Below are 10,944 nucleotides of genomic sequence, written 5' to 3'. Positions count from 1 at the left end.
CAGCCCGCCGCCGGGGACGAGCAGGCCCGCGCCGACCTGGGCGCGGACGCCGACGCCGGCGCGAGCGTCCGCGACGACGTGCGGACGCGGCCCTGGGAGGCGGAGCTGGCCGCGGCGGCGGCCGAGCTCGGCGCCGAGGGCTGGCCGCGGGCGTGGGCCGACAGCGGCGGCCTCCTGTGGGACCAGGTGCAGTCGCTGGTCACGCGGGTGCGGTCCGCCGTCGGCGCGGCCGCGGCGCCCGACCCGGAGGCCGCGACGGACGAGCAGGAGCGCGCCGGGTCGCTGCTGCGCGCGGCCACGCTCGACGCGGTGCTGGGCCAGCACGACGCGCCGTGGCTCGCGCTGTTCGAGTCGCTGGGGCGGCTCGACGGCCGGCTCTCCGGCCTGGCCGAGGTCGCCCGCTCCGCCGGCTGGTGGTGGCCGTACGAGCGGCTGGCGATCTGCTGCGAGCGTCCGACGGAACTGCACCGGGACGAGCCGGGGCGGCTGCATCGCGGGGACGGGCCGGCGCTCGCGCACCCGGACGGGTTCGCGCTGCACGCCTGGCGGGGGATGCCCATCCCGCCCGACTTCGTCGCCTCGCTGACCGACCTGAACGCCGACCGGATCCTCCGCGAGGAGAACGCCGAGCTCCGCCGGGTCATGCTGGAGATCTTCGGCTACGACCGCTACCTCGCCGAGGTCGGTGCCAAGCCGGTCCACCAGGACGAGACGGGCGTGCTCTGGTCGATCGACCTGCCGGGCGACGAACCGGTGGTGATGGTCGAGGTGGTGAACTCCACCCCCGAGCCCGACGGGACGTACCGGACGTACTACCTGCGCGTCCCGCCGTCCACCCGGACGGCGCGGGAGGGCGTCGCCTGGACGTTCGGCGTGGACGAGGCCGACTACCGCCCCGAGAAGCAGACCTGAGCGGGCCCCTGAACGACCGGTGGTTCCGGTCCCCCGGCGGGCGTCCGTTGGCCGCACTTCCCCAGTCGCCAACGGGCGCCCGCCGCGTCACGCCGGGCGCGCGCGGCCGCCGAGCAGGGCGGGGATGCGCTCGAGGACGCCGCCGGCGAAGGCGTCGTAGAGGCGGAGCGGTTCGAGGTGGACGTAGCCGATGTGGCAGTCGCACGTGGCGAGGGGGCAGGGCCGGGGGCCGAGCGCGTCCCGGAAGGTGCCGTCGTAGAGGTTGCCGAGGACGGTCGGGACGAAGTGGCAGCGGCGCACGGTGCCGTCGCCGTCCACGGAGACGACGGTGTCGCCGGTGCGGCAGGCCCGGCCCCGGCTGGGGTGCGGGTTCCGGCTGACGGGGAAGAGGGGGTCGATGGCGGTCCACGCGTCGGCTTCGGCGTCGTCGTAGCGGCGGCCCTCGGCGGCGTTGACCCACAGGTACGCGTCGGCGGGGAGGTCGGCGCGGAGCCGGCGCGCGGCGTCGAGGTGCTCGAGCTGCCCGACGATGCCGACGCTGAACCGGACGCCGCGCGCGTGCAGGTCGCGGCATTTGCCGAGGAAGCGCTCGTACGGCACCTGGCCGGGGTGGTAGGTGGCCCACAGCGCCAGGCGGGACGGGTCGGCGTCGGAGGTCCAGGACACGCGGTGGCTGAGGTTCGTCTGGATCGCGACGCGCTCGACGTGCGGGAGGTGGCTCAGCTCGACGAGGGCGCGCCGGTACCAGGAGCGGACGAGCCCTTCGCCCCACGGCGTGAACAGCACGGAGACCGGGTGTTCCCGGGCGGCGACCCAGGCGGTGAACCTTTCGAGGGCGGCCCGGTCGGCGCGGAGCTGCTCGGAGGTGTCGCGGCGCTTGGCGAACGGGCAGTACGGGCAGTCGTAGTCGCAGCTCGCGAGGGGGCCGCGGTAAAGGATCGTCAGGTGATCCATCAGCGCGCCTCGTACGCGGCCATGAGGGACTGCACGGATCCGGAGAACAGTGCGGGGCCGATGGCGTCGGAGTGGGCGAGCCCTTCGGGGGTGAGGCGGAGCACGCCGGGGGACGGCTCCAGCCAGCCGCGTTCGCCGAACGTGCGGAGTTCGTCCGGGAAGTGCGCGGACGGGTCGTCGCCGAAGCGCGCGCGGTAGGGGGCGAGGTCGAGCCCGTCCGCTTGCAGGAGGGACTGGACGAGGTGACGTCGGCGGCGTTCGTCCTCGGTCATGGCGAAGCCCACCCGGGCGGTGCCGAAGTCGGTCTCGCGCACGTACTCGTCGATGATCGAGCGGACCTGGGACGCCCCCACGGCGTATTCGAACGAGTAGTGCAGGCGGGACGTGTAGGACCGGGCGCCGCAGCCGAGGCCGACCATGCCGTCGGTCTGGCAGCAGTACTCGGTCCCGTTCGCTGACGCGCCGGGCAGGCGGAACATGCGCATGGACACCTGCTCGTAGCCTTCGGCCAGGAGGTGGTCGCGTCCGAGCCGGTAAAGGGTGAGGCGCTGGTCGTCCCAGTCGCGGACGCGACGTCCGAGCCCGGTGAGCGGACGCACGTACAGGGGGTAGAGGTAGAGCTCCTCTGGACGCCACGCGAGTGCGGCGTCGAGGGAGTGCAGCCACGTCTCGGGTGTCTGGCCGTCGATGCCGTAGATGAGGTCGATGTTCAAGGTCGGGAACCCCACTGCGCGGATGCGGTCCAGGGCGGCCTCCACCTCGGCGCGCTTCTGCGGGCGGACGGCCGCGCGGGCCTCGTCGTCGAGGAAGCTCTGCACGCCGATGGAGATCCGGGTGGTGCCGCGCTCGGCCAGGACGGTCAGCCGGTCGGTGGTGGCGGTCGCCGGGGACGTCTCGACGCCCAGCGGCCCCGTCCCGAATCCGGGGAATCGTCCTGCGATGTCGCAGAGTCGTTCGAGTTCGGGCGCGGTGAGGTAGGTGGGGGTGCCGCCGCCGAACGCCGCGGTGGCGAACGACGCGCCGTCCCGCCCGTCCCGGCCGTCCGCGCCGTCCAGCGCGCGCAGGACGGCCGTGGCCTGCCGGTCGAGCGCGTCCAGGTAGGCGCCGGTGAGCTCCTCGGGCGCGCCCGTGCGGGTGAACAGGTTGCAGAACCCGCACCGCATCTCGCAGAACGGTATGTGCAGGTAGAGGAAGAGCGCGTCGAGGGGCTCGCCCGCCCACACGTCCCGCAGGGCGGGCGCGGGTTCGAGAGGCCGGTAGGCGGTCTTGTGCGGGTACGCGTAGACGTATCCCTGATAGGGCGACCCGTCGGTCGCACTGCCGGTCGCGGTGCTGGTCACAGTCAAGACAGAACGAACTCTCCGTACGGAACGGTCCACACGACCTCGTGGCCGATGCGGTGCCCGGTGTGGCCGTTCTCCCCGTACGCCGTGCCGTGGTCGGAGCAGACGATGACGAGGCAGGGGCGGCGCATGAGGGCGAACAGGCGCCCGATATGGGCGTCGACGTGGCGCAGGGCGGCGGCGTGGCTGGCGCGCGTGTCGCCGTCCGCGCGGGACGCGCCGTCCAGGTAGAACCAGTTCGGCTGATGCAGGGACGCGACGTTGACCAGCATGAACAGCCGGCGGTCGGGCGGCAGCCGGGCCACGACCTCGGCGGCCCGGCCGACCTGGTTGGGCAGCGCGTCCGGATCGGTCACCCCGAACTCCGGTTCCCAGTGGCTCTCGGCGAACAGCGCCGGGAGCGCGGAGCCGAGCGGCGTCCGCTTGTTGAAGAACCCGACGCCGCCGATGCAGACCGTGTGGTACCCGGCGGCGGCGAGCCCGGACGGCAGGTCGGCGGCGTCGAACGTCCAGGTGCCGGGCGCCGTCGTCTCGCTGCCGGGGAAGGCGCCCGCGAACGGGCGGGGATGCGGGCCGGGCTCGGCGGGCGTCGGCAGGAACCCGGCGAGCATCGCCGCGTGGGCCGCGTAGGTGAAGCTGCCGGGCGTGTGGCGGCGCTCCCAGCGGCCGTCCGGCAGGTACCGGACGAGCGTGGGCGTCTCCCCCGCCGCGGCCAGTTCGGCGGCCACGTCGTACCGGAGGGTGTCGAGCGTGACGAGCAGCACGTCGTGGGTGCCGATGATCCGGTTCATGTCACGCACGGGCGCCGCTCCCCGCGAGGACGGCCCGGACCTGGGCGGCGTAGGTGTCGACGCCCTCGGCGGGCCCGCCCGGGAAGCCGGTGAGGCGCGGCAGCAGGTCGCCGAACGCGTTGACCTCGCACACCGCGAAGCTCCGCCGCCGGTGCAGCACGAGGAGGTCCACTCCGACCATCGGGCTGCTGGGGAAGCACGCGGCCGCCCGCGCGCACACGTCCATCGCCTCGTCCCAGCCGTCCGGCCCGAGCGCGCGCCGGACGACGTCCAGGTCCCCCCTGGCGCCGCCCAGATGCAGGTTGGTCATCGGGTGACGGCTCGTCCGGACGACCGCGTGCGCCGGCTCGCCGCCGATGACGACGACGCGCAGGTCGAACGTCCGCCCGCCGGTCGACGCCTTCGGCATCCAGCGCTCCGCGTGCAGGCCGTCCGGTCCGAGCGCGTCGATGAGGGACGCGACCTCCGCCTCGGTGAGGTAGGTGCGGACCCGCAGCGAGTTGCGCAACCCGTCCGGCGTCATCGCCGCCGAGGTGATGGCGCGGATCCGGCCGCCGGGAGCGGTCTGCACCGCCACGACCCCGGACGCGGACGACCCGTGCGCGGGCTTGACGAACACCCGCCGCTCCCCCGCGGCGTCCATCGCTTCCCGCAGCGAGGCGTAGTCGTGGACGGGCGCGAGCGCGGGCGGCACCGGCACCCCGGCGGCCAGCATGCGGGCGTGCGACAGCCGCTTGTCGAACATGACGGCGATGTCGCCGACGTCGCCCACGACGCGGGCGCCCGCCGCCGACGCCGCCGCGTCGATCCGGCGGAGCGCGGCGGTGAACGCGCGGTACCAGCGGGCGCCGCCGCCCACCCGGGCCGGGTCGCCGGGCCCGCGCAGCAGCGCGTCCGCCTCGGCGTCCTCGCCCGGCGAGTCGATCCGCACCAGGTCGCCGGGCGCGAACGGCAGCTCGCGGCCGCGCAGTACGTCCGTCCAGGGGACGACCCGGGGTTCGGGCAGCCCGCACGCGCGACACGCGTCCGCGAACAGGACGGGCCGCCGGTCGCCGGGCGTCGCGACGACGGTGAACGCGGCCGCCGGGGGCGTCATTCCGACACCGCGATGTAGTAGTCGCGGTCCCCGTCGTCGTCGCCCCACGGGAACTCGCCGCCCATGTGGTCGCGCGCCGCTTCGAGGGCGAGGGCGACGCCGGGGAGCGCGGCCTTCAGCCGTCCGGTCGTCTCCGGGCTCAGGTAGTGCCCGTCGAGGCCGAGTCCGCGCAGGTGGGTGAGCGGCTGCCCGGCCAGCAGCGCCTCCGCGCCGCGGTCGGTCAGCGCCCCCCACGCGAGGGTGAGCGACTCCAGCCGCGCCACGACCGGCGCGGACGCGACCGCCCCAGCGAGGTCGTCCAGGTTCGGGGTGTTGAGCAGCCCGAAGTGCCGCAGCGACGGCAGCCGTCCCCCGTCGAGGAAGGGCGCGAGGTCGTCGGCCGTCGCGTCGCCGCCCCGGTACTCGATGCCCAGCCACAGGTCGAGGCGCTCCAGGTTCGGCAGGTCGCTCGCCGCCACCGCCCGCACCACGTCCGCCGGGAGCCCCGCGGACTCGAACCGCAGCACCTTCAGCGCGTCGCTCCGGAACGGGGACAGCGTCAGCCCGTCGGCGCCGCGGACCTCGAACCGCTCCAGGCCGGGGAACGCGCGCAGCACCGGCGTGATGTCGGTGTGCTGGATCCAGGAGAGGTGCGCCTCCTCCTCGATGTCGATGTCGCCGACGAACAGCGCCCGCAGGTTCGGGAAGGCCGCGGCCGCGTCGGTCAGCACCCGCACCGGCAGCGGCTCCATGTCCCAGAAGCCGATGACCAGCGCGGTGACCGCCGCGGTGTCGACCTCCTCGACGAACGCCGCGAACCGCTCGGCGAACTCGGGGCCGTCGTAGGAGGTCGCGACGCGCCAGGCGACCTCCCCGGCCGCGGGCGTCTCGCCGTCCGGGGGCGGAGGCGTCTCGCCGTCCGGGTCGCCGCCGTGCGTGAACACCGGGAGCCCCGCGTACTCGGCCAGCGGCTCATAGATCTCCATGCTCCCCCTTCGCGCCCGCCGCCCAGATCATTCCGACACCTCGACGTAAAAGCCATCCGGAGGCCGGCTCCCGTCGAGGGTCGCGTTCGCGGCAGGGGTCAGGTCGACGTCGACGTCCGGCAGTTCGGACGTCAGCCGCTCCATCAGCGGCCTGGAGACGAAGTGGTGGTGCAGGTCGAGCCTCCGCAGGTGGCCGAGGGGCTGCCCGGCCAGCAGCGCCTCGGCGCCCCGGTCGGACAGCGTGCCCATCGCCAGGCTCAGCGACTCCAGCCGCGCCGCCACCGGCGCGGCCGCGACCGCCTCGGCGATCTCGTCGGCGATCTCGGAGTCCTCCAGGCCCAGGTGCCGCAGGGACGGGAACCGCTCCCCCGAGAGGACCGGCGCCAGGTCGTCCACGGTCGCGTCGCCGCCGTAGTGCCGCACGCCCAGCCACAGGTCGAGGTGCTCCAGGTTCGGCAGGTCGCTCGCGCCCACCGCCCGGACGACGCCCGCCGGGAGCCCGCCGCACTCGAAGCGCAGCACCTTCAGCGACGCGCTCGCGAACGGATCGAGTTCGAGGAAGTTCGCGCCGCGGAGCTCGAACCGCTCCAGGCTCGGGAACGCCTGGAAGATCGACGAGAGGCTCTCCTCGTTCTCGTGCTCGATCCAGGAGATCGGCGCCTCGGACGTGATGTCGCCGACGAGCAGGATGTCGCCGACGAGCAGGGTCCTGAGCCGCGGGTAGGACGCGGCCCCGGCCAGACTCGACGCCGCGAGGGGCGTGGCGTCGGAATAGCCCCCGAGGACGACCGCGACGACCTGGGCGGGGTCCACGAGTGCCGCGAAGGCCGTGAAGACGTCGTCGTACTTCCCTCGAAGGTCGCCCTCGAGGCGCCAGGCGACCTCGCCCGGCGACGACGCCATGCCGCCCAGATCGGCGGCCTCGGGGTCGAACTGCACCACCGGCAGGCCGGCGTGCCGCGCCACGGGTTCCCGATAGGTCATTCCGCTACCTCCACGTAGAACCAGTCGTCGTCCTCGGGCTCCTGCCGGTCGCCGAGGTCCACGTCGACGCCGGGCAGCGCGGCGCGCACGCGCTCCGTCATCTGCTCGGACAGGAAGTGGTGGCGCAGGTCGAGTTTCCGCAGGTGGGTGAGCGGTTGGCCGGACAGCAGCGCCTCCGCGCCCGCGTCGGTGAGGGTGCCCATCGCCAGGCTGAGCGACTCCAGCCGCGCGACGACCGGTGCGGACGCGAGCGCCTCGGCGATCAGGTCCTGCCCCCCGGCGTTCATCAGGCCGAGGTGCCGCAGCGACGGGAACCGCTCCCCCGTCAGGACGGCGTCGAGGTCGTCCATGGTCACCGACCCGCCGTAGTTCTCGTCGCCGAGCCACAGGTCGAGGTGCTCCAGGTTCGGCAGGTCGCTCGCCGCGACCGCGCGGGCGACCTCCCCGGGCAGCCCGCCGGACTCGAACCGCAGGACGCGCAGCGCGTCGCTCTCGATCGGCTCCAGCGTCAGGCCGTCGGAGCCCCGGATCTCGAACCGGCGCAACCCAGGGAAGGCCCGGAAGATCGGCGAGACGTCGCCGTGCGCGATCCAGGAGATCTCGACCTCCCGGGCCGTGATCTCGCCGAAGAAGAGCGACTCGAGCTTCGGGAACGCGTCCGCCGCCGCGACCAGGCGCCGGACCGGGTAGATGTCCGGATCGCGGTACTCGGCGCACCAGTTGCCGACGAGCAGCGCGGTGACCTCGGTCGTGTCGACGGACGCGCGGAACAGGTCCCACACGTCCTCGAACGGCGGGTCGTCGAACCAGGTCGACACGCACCAGGCCGCCGCGCCCGCGGCGGGCGGGTCCGCGAGACCGGCCGCCCGGTCGGGGTCGAGGCGGTCCTGGTCGAACCGGAACACCGGCAGCCCCGCGTAGCGTTCCTTGTGCTCCCAGTTGCCCATGGGCGCTCCTCGGCCTGTCACCGGTTCATTCCGACACTTCGATGTACGGCTCGTCCCGGGACGCCTCTTCCAGGTCGACCCGGACACCGGGAAGGGCCGCCCGGATCCGCTGCTGGATCGGCGCGGAGATGAAGTGGTGGTGCAGGTCGAGCCGCTTGAGGTGCGTGAGCGGCTGCCCCGCGAGGAGCGCCTCGGCGCCGCGGTCGGTGAGCGTGCCCATCGCCAGGCTCAGCGACTCCAGCCGCGCCACCACCGGCGCGCCCGCGACCGCCTCGGCGATCTCGTCCTGCATCTCCGAGTCCTCGAGGCCGAGCCGCCGGAGGGCGGGGAAGCGCTCCCCCGACAGGATCGGCGCGAGGTCGTCGACGGTCGCGTCGCCGCCGTAGTCTTCCGTCCCGAGCCACAGGTCGAGGTGCTCCAGGTTCGGCAGGTCGCTCGCCCCGACCGCCCGCACGACGCTCGCCGGGAGCCCGCCGGACTCGAACCGCAGCACCTTCAGCGACGTGCTGCGGACCGGGTCGAGCACGAGCCCGCCGGCACCCCGGACGTCCAGCCGTTCCAGGCCCGGGAACGCGCGGAACAGCGGCGACACGTCCTCGTGCTCGATCCAGGAGATCTCGGACTCCATGTAGGTCATGTCGCCGAGGAAGATCGACCGCAGGTTCGGGAACGCCGCGGCCGACTCGGCGAGCAGCGGCACCGGGTACTCGCTGTGCTCGTCGTAGCTCGCGCCCCAGTAGCCGATGACCAGCGCGGTCACCGCGGCCGTGTCGACCGTCGCGCGGAACCGTTTCCAGACCTCGCCGAACGACTCCTCGTCGTAGCCGGTCGCCACCCTCCACGCCACCGGCCCGGCGGGCGGTTCGCCGCCGCCGTCCGGACCGAAGCGGGCCACCGGGAGACCGACGTACCGGTCCAGGTTCTCGCCGATCATGCCGCCCCTTTCATGTTCTCGCCTGCCGCGTCCCGCCGGAAGAGCGGGCAGGTCATGCCGACCCGGTCACTCCGAGACTTCGATGAAGAACCACTCGCCGTCCGGCTTCTGCCGGTCGTCGAGGTCCACCTCGACCCCGGGCAGCGCCGCGCGCACGCGCGCCATCATGTCCTCGGACAGGAAATGGTGGTGCAGGTCGAGCTCGCGCAGGTGGGTGAGGGGCTGGCCGGCGAGGAGCGCCTCGGCGCCACGGTCGGTGAGCGTGCCCATCGCCAGGCTCAGCGACTCCAGCCGCGCGACGATCGGCGCGCCCGCGACCGCCTCGGCGATCTCGTCCTGGATCTCCGCGTCCTCCAGCCCGAGGTGCCGCAGCGACGGCGACCGCTCGCCGGACAGGACGGGCGCCAGGTCGGCGGCCGTCGCGTCGCCGCCGTAGTTGTCCGTTCCGAGCCACAGGTCGAGGTGCTCCAGGTTCGGCAGGTCGCTCGCCCCCACCGCCCGGACGATCGGCGCGGGCAGGCCGCCCGATTCGAACCGCAGCACCCGCAGCGACGCGTGCTCGACCGGCTCCATGGTCAGGCCCTGCGCGCCCCTGACGTCGAACCGCTCCAGGTTCGGGAAGGCCCCGAAGATCGGCGTGATGTCGCCGTGGTTGATCCAGGAGATCTCGGACTCCTCGGCGGTGATCTCACCGAGGAAGAGGTGCCTCAGCTTGGGGAAGGAGGCCGCGGCCGCCACCAGCAGCGGCACGGGATAGGTGTAGTCCGTGTCGTAGTCGGCCCCCCAGTAGCCGAGCATCAGCGTCGTGATCTCGGTGGTGTCGACGGATTCGAGGAACAGCTTCCACACGTCGTCCCAGGGCGCCTCGTCGAACGCGGTCGCCACGCACCACGCGACGTCCCCGGGCGCCGGAAGGTCCTCGAACTCCTCCCCGTCCTCGCCCGCGTCGTTCTCGCCCGCGTCGTTCTCGCCCGCGCCGTTCTCGTCCGCGCCGTCCGCGTCGTCCGCGTCGTCGTCGAGCCTCTCCTGATCGAACCGGAACACGGGCAGACCCGCGTACTCGTCCTGCTGACTCCAGATACCCAAGGCTCCCCCTGAACGGATTTGTCCGCCCTGTCCTATCAGGACGGGCGGACAAATCGCCGCGCTTCGGCGAAACGCGAGTTCAGGGAACGGTGATCAGGAGGTGGCCGCCGGCTTTCCGGTCGTGATCAGGACCGAGCCGCTGTACTTGCCCTCCACGAACTTCGCGACCTCCGGGCCCTGCAACAGCTCGACGAGCTTCTTCACCCGCGGGTCGTCCTTGTCCTCCGGCAGCGTCACGATGCCGTTGGCGTACGGGTTGCCCTCGGCCTTCTCGGCGGCGAGCGCGTCGTCCTTCGGCGTCAGCCCGGCCTCCATGGCGTAGTTGCCGTTGATGACCGCGAGGTCGACGTCCGGCAGCGAGCGGGGAAGCTGCGCGGCCTCCAGCGGCTTGATCTCGAGCTTCTTCGGGTTGTCGGCGATGTCCTGCTCGGTCGCGCTCGTCGGGGCGTCCGGCTTCAGCGTGAGCAGCCCGTTGTCGGCGAGCAGCTTCAGCGCGCGGCCCTGGTTGGCGGGGTCGTTCGGGACGGCGACGGTCGCGCCCTGCGGCACGGCGTTCAGGTCCTTGACCTTCTCGGAGTAGATGCCGAGCGGCTCGAGGTGGACGGGCGCGATCCACTCAAGGTCGTCGCCCGACTTCTTCTCGAACTCCTCCATGAACGGCACGGTCTGGAAGTAGTTGGCGGTGACCTGCTGCTCCACCAGCGCGGTGTTGGGCTGGTTGTAGTCGTTGAAGGTCACGATCTCCAGCTCGAGGCCGGCGTCGGCGGCCAGCTCGTCCTTGACGTGCTGGAGGACCTCCCCGTGCGGGACGGGGTTGACCGCGACCTTCAGCGGCGCGTTCGGGTCGTCGGACGCGCCGGACGAGCCGCAGGCGGTGAGGCCAGCGAGCAGCCCGAGGGAGGCGACGGCGACGGAAATCTTGCGAAGCACGA

11 protein-coding genes are annotated in these 10,944 nt (G+C 73.2%); 1 reads left to right on the top strand and 10 read right to left on the bottom strand.

Going from position 1 to position 10,944, the window contains the following annotated elements:
* Positions 1–912, top strand: a 912-nt coding sequence (locus ACFQ11_RS21810; RefSeq protein ID WP_378301450.1) for a DUF6745 domain-containing protein, incomplete at its 5' end; no start/stop codon positions are given.
* An 87-nt stretch (positions 913–999) separates the two neighbouring features.
* On the opposite strand, the gene ACFQ11_RS21805 is transcribed toward ACFQ11_RS21810, so the two are convergent.
* The 10 genes from ACFQ11_RS21805 to ACFQ11_RS21760 all read right to left on the bottom strand — a co-directional run bounded on the left by ACFQ11_RS21805 (position 1,000) and on the right by ACFQ11_RS21760 (position 10,942).
* Positions 1,000–1,866, bottom strand: a complete 867-nt coding sequence (locus ACFQ11_RS21805) for an STM4011 family radical SAM protein (protein WP_378301448.1) — start codon at positions 1,864–1,866, stop codon at positions 1,000–1,002.
* Positions 1,866–3,212, bottom strand: coding sequence for an STM4012 family radical SAM protein (locus ACFQ11_RS21800; RefSeq protein ID WP_378301446.1), 1,347 nt, complete (start codon positions 3,210–3,212; stop codon positions 1,866–1,868). The genes ACFQ11_RS21805 and ACFQ11_RS21800 overlap by 1 nt, the downstream gene beginning before the upstream one ends.
* Entirely contained in the window at positions 3,209–4,000 is a 792-nt protein-coding gene (locus ACFQ11_RS21795) for an STM4013/SEN3800 family hydrolase (RefSeq protein WP_378301455.1), read from the bottom strand. Before ACFQ11_RS21795 ends, ACFQ11_RS21800 begins: the two co-directional genes overlap by 4 nt.
* Before the next feature lies 1 nt (position 4,001).
* Positions 4,002–5,096 carry an STM4014 family protein gene (locus ACFQ11_RS21790; RefSeq protein ID WP_378301444.1) on the bottom strand — a complete coding sequence of 365 codons (1,095 nt, stop codon included), beginning with the start codon at positions 5,094–5,096 and terminating at the stop codon, positions 4,002–4,004.
* Complete coding sequence (locus ACFQ11_RS21785; RefSeq protein WP_378301442.1) at positions 5,093–6,061, bottom strand: STM4015 family protein; 969 nt, start codon at positions 6,059–6,061, stop codon at positions 5,093–5,095. The genes ACFQ11_RS21790 and ACFQ11_RS21785 overlap by 4 nt, the downstream gene beginning before the upstream one ends.
* A 27-nt stretch (positions 6,062–6,088) precedes the next feature.
* Positions 6,089–7,045: an STM4015 family protein gene (locus ACFQ11_RS21780; RefSeq protein ID WP_378301440.1), complete on the bottom strand. Its 957-nt coding sequence runs from the start codon at positions 7,043–7,045 to the stop codon at positions 6,089–6,091.
* Positions 7,042–7,992 carry an STM4015 family protein gene (locus ACFQ11_RS21775; protein WP_378301438.1) on the bottom strand — a complete coding sequence of 317 codons (951 nt, stop codon included), beginning with the start codon at positions 7,990–7,992 and terminating at the stop codon, positions 7,042–7,044. The genes ACFQ11_RS21780 and ACFQ11_RS21775 overlap by 4 nt, the downstream gene beginning before the upstream one ends.
* Positions 7,993–8,017: 25 nt before the next feature.
* A complete protein-coding gene (locus ACFQ11_RS21770) occupies positions 8,018–8,926 on the bottom strand; it encodes an STM4015 family protein (protein ID WP_378301436.1) in 909 nt (302 codons plus the stop codon).
* Positions 8,927–8,992: 66 nt separating this feature from the next.
* Positions 8,993–10,012, bottom strand: a complete 1,020-nt coding sequence (locus tag ACFQ11_RS21765; protein WP_378301434.1) for an STM4015 family protein — start codon at positions 10,010–10,012, stop codon at positions 8,993–8,995.
* Positions 10,013–10,105: 93 nt separating this feature from the next.
* Complete coding sequence (locus ACFQ11_RS21760; protein ID WP_378301431.1) at positions 10,106–10,942, bottom strand: MetQ/NlpA family ABC transporter substrate-binding protein; 837 nt, start codon at positions 10,940–10,942, stop codon at positions 10,106–10,108.
* Positions 10,943–10,944: the final 2 nt, after the last annotated feature.

Source organism: Actinomadura sediminis (genome assembly GCF_042675525.1).
Lineage (GTDB): Bacteria > Actinomycetota > Actinomycetes > Streptosporangiales > Streptosporangiaceae > Spirillospora > Spirillospora sediminis.
Note: the sequence above shows the minus strand (reverse complement) of the source record. Positions and strands in the feature narration are given on the sequence as shown.